Raw genomic sequence first — 15,843 nt, forward strand, 5'->3', positions numbered from 1 at the left:
TGCGGGCCTAGCGGGGCAGTAGGCTCAGCTCGACCCGCAACAGGCCCGCGCCGCCCGGCGCGGCGCCCTCGAGCACCACGGCCCGGCCATCGGGCCGCAGCGCCTGCGGCGGCGCGAGCGATTCGTCGCCGCGGCCCGCCAGCAGGCGGCCCTCGTAGCGCAGCTCGCCGTCCTCGAACTGGAAGGCGCTGAGCTCGACGAACCAGCCCGCATCCAGCACCTCGGGGCGCAGCCGCAGCATGGTCTCGCTGGCCGTCGCGCTGCGGCGCAGCAGCAGCTCGGCCTGCTGCTCGCGCCAGACCCCGTTGGGCAGGCGGGCGCGCATCAGGACCTGCAGGCGTTGCTCGGCCGCGTTTGCAGTGGCCGCCGCTGGCGTGGGCGTGGCGGCCGGCTGCGCCATGGCGGGGCCCGCCAGGCCGGCCAGCAAGGCGCCGGCGATCAGGAGGGCGGCGGCCGGACGGCCAGGTCGGGGATGCTGCTGCGGATTCATGCGGTGGTACTGCTCGTGAAGAAGGTCCGGTGGTGGCACCGGCTGGCGGCAACTGTACAGGCCGCCGGCGCTTGATCCAGCTCAAGCCGGGGCAAGACCCGACCCCCTACAGTGGCCGCGCGCCGCCAGCACAGGGGATTTTTCAGGCATGCCGATCGAATTGTTCCACCAGGGGGCGCACCGCTGCCTGATGTTCGCCGACTTCCACCAGGAAGACGGCGAAGCCGTGCAGTCGAACCAGTTCCTGCTGCTGCATGGCGCGGCCGGCGCCATCCTCGATCCCGGCGGCAACGTGGCCTACAACGCGCTCTACCTGGGCCTGACCCAGCACCTGGCGCCGCCCAAGCTGTCGGCCATCCTGGCCTCGCATGCCGACCCGGACATCATCGCCTCGCTGGACCGCTGGATGACCGCGACCCAGGCGCCGGTCTACATTTCGCGCGTCTGGGAACGCTTCGTGCCGCATTTCTGCAAGCCGGGCAAGACACAGGGCCGCATCATCGGCCTGCCCGATGCCGGCGCGCGGCTGCGCCTGGGGCAGGGCGCCGACCTCTTCGAGCTCTGGGCGCTGCCGGCGCATTTCCTGCATGCCGAGGGCAATTTCCAGTTCTACGACCCGGTCAGCCGCATCCTGTTCTCCGGCGACCTAGGCGCCTCGCTGGGCGCCGAGCCGGGGCGGGTGATCCAGCGCCTGGACATCGCCCATATCGGCCGCATGGAGGGCTTTCATCGCCGCTACATGGTCAGCAACAAGGTGATGCGGCTGTGGGCGAGCATGGTGCGCGAGCTCGACATCGCGATGATCGTGCCGCAGCATGGCGCGCCGATGGCCGGCGCTGCGGTGCCCGAGTTCATCGCCTGGGCCGAGCAGTTGGCCTGCGGCATCGACCTGATGGGGCCGGCGCAGTATCGCGTTCCCACGTAGGATCGCCCCATGAACCGATCTCGTTGGAAGGAGCTGGCCGTGCTGGCCGGCCTGGTGGCGCTGTTCTGGGGCGGCGCGCAGTGGATCGGCGGCCGCCAGGCCGCCAGCGAGGGCCAGGTCTTGCGCGAGCTGGCGCGGCCGGGCGACATCCTGATGCTGTCGTCCACCACCTGCGTGTTCTGCAAGCGCGCCAGTGCCTGGCTGGTCGAGCAGCAGGTGCCGCACCGCGAATGCTTCATCGAGCGCGACGCGGCCTGCCTGGCCGAATACCAGGCCCGCGGCGCGCGCGGCACGCCGACCTTCGTCGTGCGCGGCCAGACCCTGCTGGGCTTCGATCCGCAGCGCATGCGTGCGATCTTGCGACCGCCGGCTTGAGCCGCTGCGCGAACGGATGAGAGAATGCGAAGCACTCTCATCTACGGAGCCTGTAGCACCCATGAAATCTCTCGTCCTGTCCCTGGGGCTGGCGGCCGGCGCCGCAGCGTTCTCCCCCCTGCTGCTGGCCCAGCCCGCGGCGCAGGCCGAGGCGGCGCTGACGCCGGCGGCGGTGGCGCGGCATTACGCCGTGCTGGTGCATGCGAACTATGCCGACAGCGTGGCCGGCGCGCAGGCTCTGCAGCAGGCGATCAAGGCCTTCGTGGCCCAGCCCTCGGCCGAAAGCCTGGCGGCGGCGCGCAAGGCCTGGCTGGCGGCGCGCGAGTTCTACGGCCAGACCGAGGCCTTCCGCTTCTACGGCGGCCCGATCGATGACGACAAGGGCCCGGAGGGGCGCCTGAACGCCTGGCCGATGGATGAGAGCTATGTCGATCGCGTCGAGGGCAAGAAGGCCAGCGGCCTGATCAACAAGCGCAGCTTCAAGATCAGCAAGGCCGCGCTGTCGGCGCAGAACGAGCGCGGCGGCGAGGAGAACGTCGCCACCGGCTGGCATGCGATCGAGTTCCTGCTCTGGGGGCAAGACCTGTCCCCGACCGGCCCGGGCGAACGCAGCTTCGAGGACTTCGTCGACGGCAAGGCGCCGAACGCGGATCGCCGCCGCCAGTATCTGGTGGTGGTGACCGAGCTGCTGATCGACGACCTGAACTTCCTGGCCAAGTCCTGGGCGCCCGGCGTCAAGAACAACTACCGCGCCCGCTTCGAGAAGGGCGGTCAGGAATCGCTGCGCAAGATGCTGGTGGGCCTGGGCTCGCTGTCGCGCGGCGAGCTGGCGGGCGAACGCCTGGAGGTGGCGCTGGCCAGCCAGGACCAGGAGGACGAGCATTCCTGCTTCTCCGACAACACGCACCGCGACGCGGTGACCAACGCGCTGGGCATCGAGAACGTCTGGCTGGGCCGCTACAAGCGCGCCGACGGCAGCCTGCTGCAGGGCGCCTCGCTGCGCGACCTGGTGGCCGCCAAGGATGCGGCGCTGGCCGCGCGCCTGACCCAGCAGCTGGCCGCCTCGGTGGCTGCGGCCGAGAAGATCCAGGCGCCGTTCGACCAGGAGATCCTGGGCGGCAAGGAGGCCCCGGGCCGCCAGCGCATCCAGACCACGATCAACAGCCTGACCGAGCAGAGCAAGCAGCTGGTCGAGGCGGCCACCGCGATCGGCATCACCAAGCTGACCCTGGTCCAGCCGTGAAGCTGCGCCAGCTAGCCATCGCCAGCCTGTGCAGCCTGGCGGCCCTGGGCCTGGTCGTCGCCGCCACCAGCCGCGAGGACGAGAAGACCGGCGGCGCGACCACGGTCTATGCCGACGGCCGCAACGCCTTCTCCTTCCCGGCTGCGAACCTGAGCGACGAGGAGCGCACCCGCTTCGCGATCGGCAACAGCTTCTTCCGCCGCAACTGGGTCGAGGCGCCGGCCTCGACCACCGCGCGCGACGGGCTGGGCCCGCATTTCATCGCGCGCAGCTGCGGCGGCTGCCATGTGCAGGATGGCCGCGGCGCGCCGCCGGACTTCCGCAAGGGCCTGAGCCCGGCGCCGGGCCGCCCCAAGCCGGGCGATCACCCCCTCGGGGGCCAGTCGCTCAGCGCCGTGGGGGCCGACATGCACGAGCAGCCGGTGGCGCTGCTGATGCGCCTGTCGGTGCCGGGGCAGGACGCCCATGGCGGCCCCAAACATGACCCGGTCTATGGCGACCAGCTCGACAACGCGGCCGTCGAGGGCGTCAAGCCCGAGGGTCAGGTCACGCTGCGCTACGAGACCCTGCGCGGCCGCTTCAAGGACGGCACGCCCTATAGCCTGCTGAAGCCCCATTACGGCTTCAAGGACCTGGGCTACGGCCCGATGGCGACGGACGTGATGGTCAGCCCGCGCATCGCGCCGCAGCTGATCGGCGTGGGTCTGCTGGAGGCGATTCCCGCGGCCGAGATCCTGCGCAACGCGGCCGAGCAGGCGGCGGCGCCGGGGCCGATCAAGGGCCAGGTGAACCAGGTCTGGGACGCCTTCGCGGGAAAGGCCATGCCGGGCCGCTTCGGCTGGAAGGCCAATGTCGCGACCGTCGCGCACCAGACCGCCGGTGCCTTCCTCGGCGACATGGGCATCACCTCGACCCATTTCGCCGCCGAGGCCTGCACGCCGGGCCAGACCGACTGCCTGGCCGCGCCGCGCGGTGCCAAGGGTCAAGGCGTCGAGATCGACGACAAGACCCTGGCCGATGTGATCTTCTACCAGGCCACCCTGGCGCCGCCGGCACGCCGCCGGGTCGACGATCAGCAGGTCCTGCGCGGCCAGGCCCTGTTTGCCCAGGTCCAATGCGCCAGCTGCCACCGGCCCAGCTACACGACGACCGAGGGCCCCTTCCCCAGCCTCAGCAGCAAGGCGCTGAACGGCCAGAAGATCTGGCCCTATACCGATCTGCTGCTGCACGACATGGGCGCGGGCCTGGCCGACGGCCGCCCTGACTTCCAGGCCAACGGCCGGCAGTGGAAGACCCCGCCGCTGTGGGGCATCGGCCTGATCAAGGATGTCAACGGCCATACCCGGCTGCTGCACGACGGGCGCGCCCGCGGCGTGCTGGAGGCCGTGCTGTGGCATGGCGGCGAGGCCGAGGAGGCCAAGCAGAAGGTGTTGGGCATGACGCGTGCGGAGCGCGAGGCCCTGGTCAAGTTCGTGGAGTCGCTGTGAGGATCGATCGCCGTCTTTTCCTGGCGGGTGTGGCGAGCTGCGCCAGCGGCGCGGCCCTGGCCCAGACCGACTGGACCCGCGAGGCCGTGCCGGCCTACACGCCGCTGCACCTGGTGCTGGGCCTGCACAAGCACTGGACCCTGCCGCGCGCCGAGGCCTTCCTGGCCGCGGCGCAGCGCCTGGTCGAGCGCCTGGACCGCCCGAGTTGGGGCGAGGCGATGCTGCTGTGGGAGCGGCTGGCGATGCCGGCGCTGGGGCCCGTCGTGGCGCGGCGCTCGCTGCGCCAGATCGACTTCGCGCCCAGCCGCCCGGCCCTGATCGCGCGCGCGGTGCAGGCCGCGCCGCGCGAACTGGCGGCGCTGGAGCGCATCGGCACCCCCGCCAAGGGCCTGCCGGCGCTGGAGCAACTGCTGTGGCAGCAGCGCCCGCTCAGCGAGGCCGAGCGCCGCTATGCGCAGCTGCTGGCCGAGGAACTGTTGAACGAGGCCCGCGCGCTGCAGGCCGGCTTTGCCGCGCTGGCCGCGCGCGAGGCCGAGGACTGGAGCGAAGAGGACGCGCTGGCCGGCACCTCGGAGCTGCTGAACCAATGGGTGGGCGGCGTCGAGCGCCTGCGCTGGGCGCAGATGGAAAAACCGCTGCGCTCCGGCAGCAAGGACGCGCTGCCGCGCGCGACCAGCGGCCTGACCGCCGCGGCCTGGGCCGCCGAATGGCAGAGCCTGCGCGGCCTGGCCCTGTTCGAGGGCCGGCAGGCCCCGGCGCCGGGCGCCGGCCTGGTGCCGCTGGAGACCTATCTGCGCGGCCGCGGCCGCAACGCCGTGGCCGATGCGCTGCGCAATACCGTGCTGGCCGCCGACGCCAAGCTGCAGGGCCTGAGCCCGGCCAAGCCGCAGCCGGTGCTGGCCGCCGCGAAGGCGCTGGAGGCGCTGAAGCGCCTGGTGCAGGACCAGGTGGCGCCGGCGCTCGATCTGAGCCTGGGCTTCTCGGACGCCGATGGCGATTGAGATGCAGCGCAGGCAAGTCCTGACCCTTGCCGCCGCGGGGCTGGCGCTGCCGGCCTGGGCCTCGCGCGCCGCGGCGCCGCTGGAGCTGGCCGCGGCCTGGCGCGACGAGGCGCCCAGCTACCGCGTCGGCCGCCTGGCGCTGGCCGGCGATGCCCTGGCGCTGCGCGCCAGCATCGAGGTGCCGACCCGCGCCCATGGCCTGCTGGCCGAGCCCGGCGGCAGCCTGCTGGCGGTGGCGCGCCGGCCGGGCGACTGGCTGCTGCGCTTCTCGCGCGAGGGCCGCGAGCTGCAATGGGCCTGGATCGAGCCGGACCGCGCCTTCACCGGCCATCTGGCGCACAGCGCCGACGGCCGGCGCCTGTTCTGCGGCGAGACCGATCTGGAGAGCGGCGCCGGCCTGATCGGCGTGCGCGATGCGCGGAGCCTGGAGAAGCTGGACGAATGGCCCAGCCATGGCGTCGATGTGCATGAGCTGTCGCCGCGCGGCGCGGGCGATCTGTGGGTCGCCAATGGCGGCATCCAGACCCTGCCCGAGACCGGGCGCCAGAAGCTGAACCTGCCGGCGATGAATTCTTCGCTGGTGCGGCTGGATGCGCAGAGCGGCGCGCTGCGCGGGCAATGGCGGCTGGCCGATCCGCGCCTGTCGCTGCGGCATCTGGCCTGGCGACCCGACGGCCGCCTGGGCATCGCGATCCAGGCCGAGCATGAGGATCCGGCGGCGAAGCGGGACGCCCCCATCCTGGCGGTCTTCGACGGCCGCGCGCTGCGCCTGGCCGAGGGCCAGCCCGCGCTGGCCGGCTATGGCGGCGATATCGCCGCCAGCACCGAGGGCTTCGCGATCGGCTGCCCGCGCAGCGGCGGCGTGGCGCGCTTCGATGCCGAGGGTCGCTGGCAAGGCCTGACCCCGCTGCCCGAGGCCTGCGCGCTGGCCGAGGGCCGCGACCCGCGCGAGGGCCTGTGGGCCGGCGGCCGCGGCCGGGTGCTGCATCTGCCGGAGGGCCGCGGCAAGCGGCTGGCGAGCGCGCTGGAGCTGGACAACCATTGGATCCGGATCTGATCGATCACCCGTTCGGGTGACGATCGTCGGCACGGGGCCGGGCATGGCATGCTGCCGCGCTATGCCCATCACCCCGTTCCACTTCGGTCTTGGCGCCGCCCTGCATGGCGCGGCGCCGCGGCGGGTCAGCTTCCGGGCCTTCTGCGTGGCGAGCGTGCTGATCGACCTGGAATCGCTGCACAAGCTGCTACGGCAGCGCCATCCGGTGCATGCCTTCCTGCACAGCTATCTCGGCGCCACCCTGGTGGTGCTCGCGACCCTGCTGTTGTTCCTGCTGCTGCGCCGCTGGGCGACGCGCCTGCCCAATCTGCTGGGCTGGCGCGATCTGAAGGCGGGGGCGGTGACACTGGGCGCCGCGCTCGGGGCCTATTCGCATATCGTGCTCGACAGCATCATGCACGCCGACATGCGGCCGCTCTGGCCCTTCAGCCAGCACAACGGCTTGCTGGGCGTACTGTCGCTGAGGCAGTTGCACCTGTGGTGCCTGGGTCTCGGCGCACTGGGCCTGCTGCTGATTGCGGCGCGTCGTCTGCTGCGCCCGCGCTGAGGCGAGGAGGGTCAATCCAGCCCGAGGCAGGCCGGATCGCCGCAGCCGCGGCGCACCAGTACCGGCGGCGCGTCGTCATCGCTCATGTCGACCACGGTGGTCGGCTGCATCGTGCAGGCGCCGGCATCGACGATGGCTTGGAGCAGCTTGTCGTAGCGCGCGCTGATCTCCTGCGGGTCGTTCAGCGGCTCCTGCTCGCCGGGCGGGATCAGGGTGGTGGCCAGCAGCGGCTGGCCGAAGATGGCCAGCAGCTCCTGGGTCACGCGATGGTCGGGCACGCGCAGGCCGATGGTGCGGCGCGAGGGATGCGAGACGCGGCGCGGCACCTCCTTGGTGGCCTGCAGGATGAAGGTGAAGGGGCCGGGCGTGGCGTTCTTGATCAGGCGGTACTGGCGGTTGTCGACACGCGCGTAGTTGGCCAGCTCGCTGAGGTCGCGGCACAGGAGGGTCAGGTGATGCTTGTCATCGACGCCGCGGATGCGCCGCAGGTTCTCGGCCGCGGCCTTGTCGTCCAGATGGCAGACCAGGGCGTAGCTGGAGTCGGTCGGGATCGCCGCGATGCCGCCTTGGCCGAGGATCTGCGCGGCCTGGCGCAGGAAGCGCGGTTGCGGGTTATCGGGATGCACTTCGAAGAGTTGCGCCATCGTGGAGGCTCCGTTGGGATTGTTAGCGCCGCGGCGCCTTGCTGGTCTTGTGGCCGGCCGCGGCAGGGCGGTCGGCATCGAACAGCTCCGTCATCAGGCCGCGCAGCGCGGCGGCGACCGCGCTCTCGCTGGCCTGGCCGCGGATCAGCTCGCGGCTGATGTTCTCGGCCGCACCGGCCACGCCGATGCAGCGCAGCCGCAGCGCCGCGGCCGGCAGCGCGGAGAAGGGCGCGAAGGCGCGCTGCAGCTCGCGCACATAGGCCTCGGTCAGCTCCTGCTGCACGGCGGCCATCGCTTCGCTGCCGCGCAGCGCTGCGGCGATCGCCTGCCATTCGGCGCCGTTGTCGCGCGCGCAGTCCAGATAGCTCTCGCAGACCGCCGCCACCACCGCGGCCAGGCGCGGCGGCGCGGCGGCCTGCAGCGCCTGGCGCAGCGCGTCCAGGTGATGGCCGTCGATCTCGCGGTAGAGCTCGATCAGCAGGCCCTCGCGGGTGCCGAAATGTTCATAAGCGACCGGCTTGGTGACGCCGGCGCATTCGGCCACCAGGGCCAGGGTCAGCGCATCCGCGCCGCGCTCGCGCAGGACGCCCTTGGCCGTCTCCAGCAGCTGGGCGCGGCGTGCCTCCTTGGGCAGCTTCTTCGGCTTGCTCTGTGCTTCGCTGTTCTTTTCGTTCACCGCATCGGCTCCTGGCGGGGAGGGGTTCGCGGGCGCCATGCCGCTTGACAGTGCGTCCGGAATAAAATCTACTATAAGTAACTTACATTGGGTAAGTTTCGATTGGTAAGTCATATCAAGCCTAACTCATTCCGGAGCCTGTTCCATGTCCACCACCTCGACCCCTGTTTCTTCTTCCCAACGCCCGGCGCTGATCATCGGCGGCTCGGGCGTCGTCGGCGCGCAGGCCGCGACCCTGCTGCGCCGCCTGCAGCCCGGCCTGCCGCTGGCCATCGCCGGGCGCGACCTGGCCAAGGCGCAGCAGGTGGCGCGGGGCCTGGGCCATGCGGAGGGCTGGCGGGTGGATCTGTCGCGGCCGGACCTGGGTCTGCCGGCGGACGCGGCCTTCGGCGCGGTCGTGCTCTTCGTCAAGGACGAATGGCAGCATGCGCTGCGCTTTGCGCAGCGCCGGGGCATCCCCTTCCTGAGCCTCTCCAGCGGCAGCTTCGAGATCGGCCCCGAGGTGGCGCAGCATCTGCATGCGCCGCAGCGCTCGGCGGTGCTGCTGGCCAGCCATTGGCTGGCGGGCGCGGCGCTGTTCCCGACCTTGCAGCTGGCGCGCAGCTTCCAGCGCCTGGACAAGATCCGCATCGGCGTGCTGCTGGACGAGCAGGACATGGGCGGGCCCGCGGCGCTGGCCGACTACGAGCGCCTGACCGGCGTCGCGCCGGCGGCCCTGACCCTGCAGGACGGGCGCATGCGCTGGATCAGCGGCGCCGAGGCGCAGACCCGCTACCGCAGCGTGGATGGCGTCGAGCTGCCGGCCCAGGCCTACTCGCCCTTTGACGTGATGGCGCTGGCCGCGGCGACGCAGGCGCGCGACATCCGGCTCGACCTGGCCTATGCCGAATCGGCCAGCCGGCGCCGCGGCGAGCCTTTCTCGACCGAGATCGTGCTGGAGCTGGAGGGGCTGGACGCCGCGGGGCGGCCGCACAGCAGCCGCCACCAGATCGTGCATCCGCAGGGCCAGGCGCCGCTGACCGCGCTGGGCGTGGCGTTGGGGCTGGAGCGGCTGCTGGGCCTGGCCGGCGGCGCGCCGGTGGCGCCGGGCCTGTACCTGCCCGAGCATCTGCTGGACGTGGACCGCTTCGTTGCGCAGATGCGCGAGTTCGGCGCGCGCTTCGAGCCCGCCTGAGGCGTCAATCAATCAGTCAGTCAGCGATCGTGTCGACGACCACCGGTGCGGGCCGCTGCCGGCGCACATTGAGCCAGGCGGAGGCCGCGCCGCAGGCCGAGAGCACGCCCATGCCCAGCCAGGCATAGCCGTCGGGCGCATGGTCGAAGGCCAGCCAGCCGATCGCGGCGGCCACCGCGATCTGCACATAGACAAAAGGCATCAGGGTGCCGGTCGGCGCCAGGCCCAGCGCCAGGATCAGCAGCAGATGGCCGACCGTGCCGAGCAGGCCGACCAGGGCCAGCAGCCCGAGCTGGCCCGGTGTGGCGGCTTGCAGGGTGCCGACGATATCCAGCGAGGGCAGCAGGGCCAGCAGCGGGCTCAGCGCCAGCATGCCGGTCAGGCCGGTGTAGAAATGCGTGGTGTAGGGGCTCTCCAGCGCGGAGAGCTTGGCGGTCAGCACCTGGAAGCTGGCATAGCTCAGCGCGCCGGCCAGCGGGAACAGCACGGCCCAGCCGAACAGGCCGCTGCCGGGCCGGATCACGATCAGCGCGCCGGCGAAGCCGCCAACCACCAGGGCCCAGCGCAGGCGCGAGACCGGCTCGTGCAGCACGGTGGCGGCCAGCAGGGTGACCAGCACCGGGGTCAGCATATTGATCGCGGTGAACTCGGCCACCGGCATGTGCTGCACGCCATAGAAGCTCATCGCGCTGGTGCACAGCAGCAGCAGGCCGCGCACCGCCTGGAAGCGCGGATGCGCGGCGCGGAAGGCATCGCGCCGGCCGCGCCAGCGCGCCACCAGCAGCCAGACCAGCATCACGACGGCCTGGAAGCTGTAGCGCAGCCAGAGGATCAGCAGCACCGGCAGGAAGGCGCCGAGGTAGCGGATCGTGCTGTCCATCGACGCGAAGCAGGTGGCCATCAGCACGATCAGTGCGATGCCCAGCATCGGGCGCCGCGGCCTCACGAGGCGCGCACCGGGGTCGTCGGGCGATGGATGCGCGGCTCCAGCAACTGCCAGATCGGCGTCAGCCGGCCCGACAGATGGGTGTCCAGCCGGCCGAGGTCGGTGCGGCTTTCCTCGGGGCTGTGGAAGTCGGAGCCGCGCGAGGCATAGAGGCCGAACTCCAGCGCGGTCTCGGTGTACTTGACCGCGTCGGCCGCGGTATGGCTGCCGGTCACCACCTCGACCCCGCGTCCGCCATGGGCGATGAACTCGGTGAAGAGGGCGTATTCCTCGGTGGGCGTGAAGGGGTAGCGGCCCGGGTGGGCGATCACCGCCTCGCCGCCGGCCTCGCGCACCCAGCGCACCGCGTCACCCAGGCGGGCCCATTTGTGCTCGACATAGCCGGGCTTGCCCTCGGTGAGGAAGCGGCGGAACACCTCGGGGATGTCGCCGCAATGGCCGGCCTCGACCAGGAAGCGCGCGAAATGCGTGCGCGAGATCAGCTCGGGGTTGCCGACATAGCGCAGCGCGCCCTCGTAGGCGTCCTTGATGCCGACCTGGGCCAGGCCCGCGGCCATCTCCCGCGCGCGCGCGCCGCGGCCGCCGCGCGTGGCGCGCAGGCCCTCGGTCAGCGCGGCGTCGCGATGGTCGAAGCCCAGTCCGACGATATGCACCACGCGGCCGGCGAAGCTGACCGAGATTTCGGTGCCGGTCAGGTAGGGCAGGTCCAGTGCCAGCGCCGCGTCGAGCGCGCGCTGCTGGCCGCCGATCTCGTCATGATCGGTCAGCGCCCACAGCTCCACGCCATGGGCCTTGGCCCGCGCGGCCAGGGCCTCGGGCTCCAGCGTGCCGTCGGAGACCTTGGAATGGCAGTGCAGGTCGGCGTTGATCAAGAAGGGTGTCGGATCCACGCCGGCATTTTAGAAGCGCCGCCATGACAGCGCCGGCGCGGGGGCTTGGGCGCGGCGCAGGAGCCTTGTAGGTGGATTGCTCACAGCGATTTGCGTTATCCGCGACTGGCAGGCCCGGGCGCGCTTGCGAATACTGGCAGCACGGTCGGACAGCAGTCGGGTCGCGGCCGCGATAGCAGCAGCAGTAGCAGCAGGGAGCAGCACGATGGACAACGTACTTCTGTGGCGCGTGGTGTATTCCCGCAAGGCCAATCTCAGCAGCGATGGTTTCTGCGCCGGGCCCTGGCATCCGGACAAGGACCATGTCGACCGCTGCGCGTCGGTGCTGCGCTCGATCGCGCAGTCGGTCGGCGTGCAGAGCAATCAGCAGGCGGTGCGCACGGCATCGACCTGGCTGAAGCGCTGAACTTTTCTCCTCCCCTCTCCTCAATCCCGGGGCTGCGGCTCTAGGATCGCCAGCAGCGCGATCAGCCGCGCGTCCAGCGCGGCCAGCTCGGCGGCCTTCAGCGGCGCCAGGATGCGGTGCTCGTTGGCCATATGGGCGGTCACCGCCCGGTCGATCAGCGCCAAGCCCGGCGGCGTCAGCCGGACCAGCAGGCTGCGCGCGTCGCAGGGGTTCGGCTCGCGCGACACCCAGCCGGCGGCTTCCAGGCGCTGCAGGCGGTGCGTCATCGTGCCCGAGCTGACCATCAGGCTGGAGAACAGCGCGGTCGGCGCCAGGCAATGCGGCTCGCCGGCGCGGCGCAGGGTGGCCAGCACATCGAACTCCCAGCCGTTCAGCCCGAACTCGGCGAAGGTCTCATCGAGCCGACGCTGCAGCAGCGCGGCGCAGCGATTGACGCGGCCGATCGTCGCCATCGGCGCCAGCTCCAGATCGGGGCGCTCGCGCCGCCATTGATCCAGGATGCGGTCGACGGCGTCGGCGGGGCGGGCTATCGCTTTCATTGAGACATCCAATTGTCTTGATTTCAAGATTATCGGCTACGATGAATTATCTCGAAATCAAGATAAATGGTGTGCTGATGAACTCCTCCCAAAAGAGCCCCCTTGATGCCCTGCTGACGGCGCTGGCGCCGGTGATCTGGGGCTCGACCTATATCGTCACGACCGAATGGCTGCCGCCGGACCGGCCCTTCACCGCGGCGCTGCTGCGCACCCTGCCGGCCGGGCTGCTGCTGGTGCTGTGGACCCGCCATCTGCCCCAGCGCGGCGAGTGGGGGCGGCTGCTGGTGCTGGCGGCGCTGAACCTGGCGGTGTTCCAGGCCCTGCTGTTCGTCGCGGCCTACCGGCTGCCGGGCGGCGTCGCAGCGGTGGTCGGCGCGATCCAGCCGCTGCTGGTGATGGGCCTGGCCTGGGGCGTCGATGCACGCCGCCCGCCCTGGCTGGCGCTGGGGGCCGGCCTGCTGGGCGTGGCCGGCATGGCCGCGCTGCTGCTGTCGCCGCAGGCGCGCTGGGACACCCTGGGCATCGCCGCGGCCCTGGCCGGCGCGACCAGCATGGCCGCCGGCACCTATCTGGCGCGGCGCTGGAAGCCGGCGATGCCGGTGCTGGCCTTCACCGGCTGGCAACTGCTGGCCGCCGGGCTGATGCTGCTGCCGCTGGCCGGCTGGCTGGACGCGCCGCTGCCGCGCCTGGCCGCCTCGCAATGGGCAGCCTATACCTATCTCTCGCTGGCCGGGGCGCTGCTGTCCTATGCGCTGTGGTTCCGCGGCATCGCGCGGCTGTCGCCGGTGGCGGTGTCCTCGCTGGGCCTCCTGAGCCCGGTGACCGCGGTGCTGCTGGGCTGGGCCCTGCTGGGCCAGACCCTGGCCGGCCTGTCGCTGCTGGGCCTGCTGGTGGTGCTGGGCAGCGTGCTGGCGGTGCAATGGGCGATGAGCCCGCGCGCCAGCAACGCCGCCTGAGATCAGGTGTTCCTCATCCCTTCTCTCCCTATTTCCGAACCTCGAATGCGAAACATGAGCTCCTCTTCTTCCTCCATCCTTGAACTGATCGAGTCCCGCAACTCCGTGACCCGCTACGACCCGAGCCGCGGCGTATCCGACGCCACCCTGGCCGAGCTGGTGCGGCTGGCGACCCTGGCGCCCTCGGCCTACCACCTGCAGAACTGGAAGTTTGTCGCGGTGCGCAGCGCCGAGGCCAAGGCGCGCCTGATGGCCGCGGCCTATGGCCAGCCGCAGGTGCAGGAGGCAGCGGCCACCTTCATCGTCGTGGGCCGTCTGGCGGCGCATGAGCAGCTGCCGCGGGCGCTGCAGCCGGCGCTGGAGCGCGGCGTGATGCCGGCCGCGGTGATCGAGCGCTGGGTGGCGGCGGCCAACGAGGCCCATCCCGGCGACCCGCAGCTGCAGCGCGACGAGGCGGTGCGCTCCGCCTCGCTGGCCGCGATGACCCTGATGCTGGCCGCGCAGGGCATGGGCCTGGCCACCGGCGCGATGGGTGGCTTCGATGCGCAACAGGTGATCCAGGAGTTCGGCCTGGAGGCGCAGGACGTGCCGGTGATGCTGGTGACCCTCGGCCATGCGCGCGACGGCAACTGGTCGCAGAAGCCGCGCAAGCCGCTGCAGGAAGTGCTGGCCTTCGCCTAACTCATCGCCTCGACGATCATCTGCACCCGCTGCTGGCCCTGGTATTCGTCCAGCGCCAGCCGGTAGGCCAGCCGACCCTGCTCGGGTACCGGGTCGACATGGCCGAACCAGATCGCGTCGCGCAGCTGCCCGGCCTGTTTGACGCGCAGCTTCAGATGGCGTTCGCCGACGATGCGCTGTGACACCACCTGCACCTCGTCGCAGAACAGCGGTGCCTCGAAGGCCTGGCCCCAGACCTGGGCCTCCAGCTGCAGCACGATGTCCGGCGTGAAGGCCTCGGCCGGCAGCGGGCCATCTGTCTTCAGCGTGCGAGTCAGCGCGGCGGCGTCCAGCCATTCGCGCGCCACCTGCTGCAGCGCGGCGCCGAAGGCCCGCACGCAGGCCTCGGCGCTCTCGGGATCCTCGGCGGTCAGGGTGCAGCCGGCCGCCATCGCATGGCCGCCGAACTTCTTCAGCAAGCTGGGTTCGCGCTTGGAGACCAGGTCCAGCGCGTCACGCAGATGAAAGCCCGGGATCGAGCGGCCCGAGCCCTTGACCTGCCCGTCGGCGCCCAGCGCGAACACGAAGGTGGGGCGGTGCAGCCGGTCCTTGACTCGGCCCGCGACGATGCCCACCACGCCCTCGTGGAACTCCGGCTCGTACAGGCACAGCGCCGGCGGCGCCTCGCCCTGCAGGGCCGGGTCCTGCATCAGCTCGTCGAGCTTCAGCTCGGCCAGCTCGCGCATGCCGGCCTCGATCTCGCGGCGCTCGCGGTTGATCGCATCGAGCTGGCGTGCCAGCTCCAGCGCGCGTGCCGGATCGTCGGTCGTCAGGCATTCGATGCCCAGGGTCATGTCCGAGAGCCGGCCGGCCGCGTTGATGCGCGGCCCCAGCGCGAAGCCGAGGTCGAAGCTGTTGGCGCGCGCCGCGTCGCGGCCGGCGGCCGAGAACAGCGCGGCCACGCCCGGCTGCATGCGGCCGGCGCGCATGCGGCGCAGGCCCTGGGCCACCAGGCGGCGGTTGTTGGGATCGAGCCGCACCACGTCGGCCACCGTGCCCAGCGCAACCAGGTCCAGCAAGGTGTCCAGCCGCGGTTGAGGACGGGGCCCCCCACCCCCCAAGGGGGGCGAGGCCGCTTGGGAGCGGCCCGGCGCGGCCTCGGCATCGAAGACCCCGCGCCGGCGCAGCTCGCCGCGCAGCGCCAGCAGGGTGTAGAAGGCCACGCCGACGCCGGCCAGGTTCTTGCTCTCGAAGGTACAGCCCGGCTGGTTCGGGTTGACGATCGCATCGGCCGCGGGCACGACCTCGGCGCCGTCGACCACGGCCGGCAGGTGGTGGTCGGTCACCAGCACCTTCAGTCCCAGGGCCTGGGCATGGGCCACGCCGGCCAGGCTGGCGATGCCGTTGTCCACCGTCATCAGCAGGTCCGGCTTCAGCGGCAGGGCCAGCTCGACGATCGCCGGGGTCAGGCCGTAGCCATGCACCGCGCGGTCCGGCACCACATAGTGCAGGGTGCCGGGTCTTGCCCCCAGCAGGCCCAGGCCGCGCAACGCGACGCTGCAGGCGGTGGCGCCGTCGCAGTCGTAGTCGGCGACGATGCAGATGCGCGAGCCCTGCTGGATCGCGTCGGCCAGCAGCGCGGCGGCCTCGGCCATGCCCTTCAGGCCCTCGGGCGGGATCAGAAGGGCCAGGCCGTCGTCCAGCTCCTCGGCACTGCGCACGCCGCGCGCGGCGAACAGGCGTGCCAGCAGCGGCGGGATGCCGGCCTGCTCCAGCGCCCAGCTGGCACGCGGCGGCACGTCGCGGGTCAGGATCTGCGGGGTGATG

At 71.6% G+C, this 15,843-nt stretch carries 18 protein-coding genes; 11 read left to right on the forward strand and 7 right to left on the reverse strand.

All coding sequences use genetic code 11. The features are described 5' to 3' along the window. Positions 1 to 7: 7 nt before the first annotated feature. Entirely contained in the window at positions 8 to 490 is a 483-nt protein-coding gene (locus G8A07_RS08480; RefSeq protein WP_195796603.1) for a hypothetical protein, read from the reverse strand. 148 nt (positions 491 to 638) lie between these two features. On the opposite strand from G8A07_RS08480, the gene G8A07_RS08485 reads away from it, so the two are divergent. From G8A07_RS08485 to G8A07_RS08515, 7 genes are all read left to right on the forward strand, one after another. After that, positions 639 to 1,415: an MBL fold metallo-hydrolase gene (locus tag G8A07_RS08485; protein WP_195796604.1), complete on the forward strand. Its 777-nt coding sequence runs from the start codon at positions 639 to 641 to the stop codon at positions 1,413 to 1,415. Positions 1,416 to 1,424: 9 nt separating this feature from the next. Continuing rightward, entirely contained in the window at positions 1,425 to 1,790 is a 366-nt protein-coding gene (locus G8A07_RS08490) for a glutaredoxin family protein (RefSeq protein WP_195796605.1), read from the forward strand. A 61-nt stretch (positions 1,791 to 1,851) separates the two neighbouring features. After that, on the forward strand, positions 1,852 to 3,033 hold the full coding sequence (locus G8A07_RS08495; protein ID WP_195796606.1) for an imelysin family protein: 1,182 nt from the start codon (positions 1,852 to 1,854) through the stop codon (positions 3,031 to 3,033). A gap of 26 nt (positions 3,034 to 3,059) precedes the next feature. Continuing rightward, a complete protein-coding gene (locus G8A07_RS08500; protein WP_249937346.1) occupies positions 3,060 to 4,520 on the forward strand; it encodes a di-heme oxidoredictase family protein in 1,461 nt (486 codons plus the stop codon). After that, positions 4,517 to 5,521 carry an imelysin family protein gene (locus tag G8A07_RS08505; protein WP_249937270.1) on the forward strand — a complete coding sequence of 335 codons (1,005 nt, stop codon included), beginning with the start codon at positions 4,517 to 4,519 and terminating at the stop codon, positions 5,519 to 5,521. The genes G8A07_RS08500 and G8A07_RS08505 overlap by 4 nt, the downstream gene beginning before the upstream one ends. Before the next feature lies 1 nt (position 5,522). Beyond that, positions 5,523 to 6,578 (forward strand): DUF1513 domain-containing protein, encoded by a 1,056-nt coding sequence (locus tag G8A07_RS08510; protein WP_195796608.1) that lies wholly within the window; start codon positions 5,523 to 5,525, stop codon positions 6,576 to 6,578. A 61-nt stretch (positions 6,579 to 6,639) separates the two neighbouring features. Next, positions 6,640 to 7,125: a metal-dependent hydrolase gene (locus G8A07_RS08515; protein WP_195796609.1), complete on the forward strand. Its 486-nt coding sequence runs from the start codon at positions 6,640 to 6,642 to the stop codon at positions 7,123 to 7,125. Positions 7,126 to 7,136: 11 nt separating this feature from the next. On the opposite strand, the gene G8A07_RS08520 is transcribed toward G8A07_RS08515, so the two are convergent. After that, positions 7,137 to 7,769 (reverse strand): L-threonylcarbamoyladenylate synthase, encoded by a 633-nt coding sequence (locus G8A07_RS08520; protein WP_195796610.1) that lies wholly within the window; start codon positions 7,767 to 7,769, stop codon positions 7,137 to 7,139. Between the two features lie 22 nt (positions 7,770 to 7,791). Continuing rightward, positions 7,792 to 8,445, reverse strand: a complete 654-nt coding sequence (locus G8A07_RS08525; protein WP_213086253.1) for a TetR/AcrR family transcriptional regulator — start codon at positions 8,443 to 8,445, stop codon at positions 7,792 to 7,794. 145 nt (positions 8,446 to 8,590) lie between these two features. Between G8A07_RS08525 and G8A07_RS08530 the strand changes: the two genes are divergently transcribed. Then, the gene (locus G8A07_RS08530; protein WP_195796611.1) at positions 8,591 to 9,619 is read left to right on the forward strand and encodes an NAD(P)-dependent oxidoreductase; all 1,029 of its coding nucleotides are present in this window, start codon (positions 8,591 to 8,593) and stop codon (positions 9,617 to 9,619) included. A 16-nt stretch (positions 9,620 to 9,635) separates the two neighbouring features. Here the strand turns inward: G8A07_RS08530 and G8A07_RS08535 are convergent, their stop codons facing one another. Beyond that, complete coding sequence (locus tag G8A07_RS08535; protein ID WP_195796612.1) at positions 9,636 to 10,547, reverse strand: DMT family transporter; 912 nt, start codon at positions 10,545 to 10,547, stop codon at positions 9,636 to 9,638. Positions 10,548 to 10,561: 14 nt separating this feature from the next. Then, a complete protein-coding gene (locus tag G8A07_RS08540) occupies positions 10,562 to 11,455 on the reverse strand; it encodes a 3',5'-nucleoside bisphosphate phosphatase (protein ID WP_249937271.1) in 894 nt (297 codons plus the stop codon). 205 nt (positions 11,456 to 11,660) lie between these two features. Between G8A07_RS08540 and G8A07_RS08545 the strand changes: the two genes are divergently transcribed. Then, entirely contained in the window at positions 11,661 to 11,861 is a 201-nt protein-coding gene (locus G8A07_RS08545) for a hypothetical protein (protein ID WP_195796613.1), read from the forward strand. Positions 11,862 to 11,881: 20 nt separating this feature from the next. Here the strand turns inward: G8A07_RS08545 and G8A07_RS08550 are convergent, their stop codons facing one another. After that, positions 11,882 to 12,400, reverse strand: a complete 519-nt coding sequence (locus G8A07_RS08550; protein ID WP_195796614.1) for a MarR family winged helix-turn-helix transcriptional regulator — start codon at positions 12,398 to 12,400, stop codon at positions 11,882 to 11,884. Between the two features lie 77 nt (positions 12,401 to 12,477). Here G8A07_RS08550 and G8A07_RS08555 point away from each other — a divergent pair, with 77 nt between their 5' ends. Both G8A07_RS08555 and G8A07_RS08560 read left to right on the forward strand, forming a co-directional pair. Next, positions 12,478 to 13,356 (forward strand): EamA family transporter, encoded by an 879-nt coding sequence (locus tag G8A07_RS08555; protein WP_195796615.1) that lies wholly within the window; start codon positions 12,478 to 12,480, stop codon positions 13,354 to 13,356. Positions 13,357 to 13,401: 45 nt separating this feature from the next. Next, a complete protein-coding gene (locus G8A07_RS08560; protein WP_195796616.1) occupies positions 13,402 to 14,037 on the forward strand; it encodes a nitroreductase family protein in 636 nt (211 codons plus the stop codon). Here G8A07_RS08560 and recJ read toward each other — a convergent pair. Next, on the reverse strand, positions 14,034 to 15,842 hold the full coding sequence (recJ, locus tag G8A07_RS08565) for a single-stranded-DNA-specific exonuclease RecJ (protein ID WP_195797673.1): 1,809 nt from the start codon (positions 15,840 to 15,842) through the stop codon (positions 14,034 to 14,036). The genes G8A07_RS08560 and recJ overlap by 4 nt on opposite strands. Between the last annotated feature and the right edge of the window lies 1 nt (position 15,843).

Origin of the sequence: Roseateles sp. DAIF2 (assembly GCF_015624425.1) — a bacterium.
In the GTDB taxonomy this organism is placed as follows: Bacteria; Pseudomonadota; Gammaproteobacteria; order Burkholderiales; family Burkholderiaceae_C; genus Kinneretia.

What these genes read in the sequence shown, in the direction of transcription:
- G8A07_RS08485 (WP_195796604.1), top strand. Translation starts at nt 639, where the DNA reads ATGCCGATCGAATTGTTCCACCAGGGGGCGCACCGCTGCCTGATGTTC.
- G8A07_RS08545 (WP_195796613.1), top strand. Translation starts at nt 11,661, where the DNA reads ATGGACAACGTACTTCTGTGGCGCGTGGTGTATTCCCGCAAGGCCAAT.
- G8A07_RS08520 (WP_195796610.1), bottom strand. Translation starts at nt 7,769, where the DNA reads ATGGCGCAACTCTTCGAAGTGCATCCCGATAACCCGCAACCGCGCTTC.
- G8A07_RS08535 (WP_195796612.1), bottom strand. Translation starts at nt 10,547, where the DNA reads ATGCTGGGCATCGCACTGATCGTGCTGATGGCCACCTGCTTCGCGTCG.
- G8A07_RS08490 (WP_195796605.1), top strand. Translation starts at nt 1,425, where the DNA reads ATGAACCGATCTCGTTGGAAGGAGCTGGCCGTGCTGGCCGGCCTGGTG.
- G8A07_RS08555 (WP_195796615.1), top strand. Translation starts at nt 12,478, where the DNA reads ATGAACTCCTCCCAAAAGAGCCCCCTTGATGCCCTGCTGACGGCGCTG.
- G8A07_RS08495 (WP_195796606.1), top strand. Translation starts at nt 1,852, where the DNA reads ATGAAATCTCTCGTCCTGTCCCTGGGGCTGGCGGCCGGCGCCGCAGCG.
- G8A07_RS08560 (WP_195796616.1), top strand. Translation starts at nt 13,402, where the DNA reads ATGCGAAACATGAGCTCCTCTTCTTCCTCCATCCTTGAACTGATCGAG.
- G8A07_RS08530 (WP_195796611.1), top strand. Translation starts at nt 8,591, where the DNA reads ATGTCCACCACCTCGACCCCTGTTTCTTCTTCCCAACGCCCGGCGCTG.
- G8A07_RS08515 (WP_195796609.1), top strand. Translation starts at nt 6,640, where the DNA reads ATGCCCATCACCCCGTTCCACTTCGGTCTTGGCGCCGCCCTGCATGGC.
- G8A07_RS08550 (WP_195796614.1), bottom strand. Translation starts at nt 12,400, where the DNA reads ATGAAAGCGATAGCCCGCCCCGCCGACGCCGTCGACCGCATCCTGGAT.
- G8A07_RS08480 (WP_195796603.1), bottom strand. Translation starts at nt 490, where the DNA reads ATGAATCCGCAGCAGCATCCCCGACCTGGCCGTCCGGCCGCCGCCCTC.
- G8A07_RS08510 (WP_195796608.1), top strand. Translation starts at nt 5,523, where the DNA reads ATGCAGCGCAGGCAAGTCCTGACCCTTGCCGCCGCGGGGCTGGCGCTG.